A 683-nucleotide genomic window follows, 5' to 3' on the forward strand; every position below is an offset into this window, starting at 1 on the left:
AGGAGGAGGAACGACGGCGACGGCCGGCCTGGGGACGGCGTCGCCCACCGGGCGCTCCTCAGTTGCAACCGCCCCATGCGGGTGCATCGGTGGAGAAACGAGCGTCGCACCACCGAGGCCAGTCGCAACGAGAAAAGCGCTGACGATCTTCTTGACGTGTTTCTGTTCTCCGAACGGACCTGTTGGTCTGTCGAATTTCGGCATGCTTTTGCTCTCTTCTGTGGGGGTGTGAACTTGTGTGGGTCCTCATGTCGGACACGGACACCCCCCTCCAACCCGTCTCTCTGCACCGAAAACAGGGTTGGACTGCGCACTGGTCACTCCGCGCCGATGGGCGACGATCCGACCAGATCCGCACCAGAAAAAGTTTGCCGCCTGCGTTTATTGCTGCGGCGACGCAAGAGTCAGCCGCGGCCAACACATCACACCTGCCGCAAAGATCCCCCCATTTGCGGCGATGTGGCGCGCATCACTCTGCCTGGTACTACTGCAGTGCGATAGTTAGCCACGGACTGTATTGGAACACCAGAGATATTGCAAAACCCCAGTACAGGACCGACACCGAGCGCCGTGTGCACACATGATCGACGATTGTCGCGCCGTTTGCCGATAGCCGCCGGAGAAGAACCTTTACCGGAAACCCCAGACGGCGAACGGCTGGCGGATGTCGTCAGTTGATGATC

1 protein-coding gene is annotated in these 683 nt (G+C 60.2%); it reads right to left on the bottom strand.

Annotated elements, in window-relative coordinates:
• Positions 1 to 204 (bottom strand): hypothetical protein (locus RM844_RS32055; protein WP_311670970.1); only part of this gene is annotated, 204 nt, incomplete at its 3' end.
• Between the last annotated feature and the right edge of the window lie 479 nt (positions 205 to 683).

The sequence above is a fragment of the Streptomyces chisholmiae genome (assembly GCF_031845445.1).
Lineage (GTDB): Bacteria > Actinomycetota > Actinomycetes > Streptomycetales > Streptomycetaceae > Streptomyces > Streptomyces chisholmiae.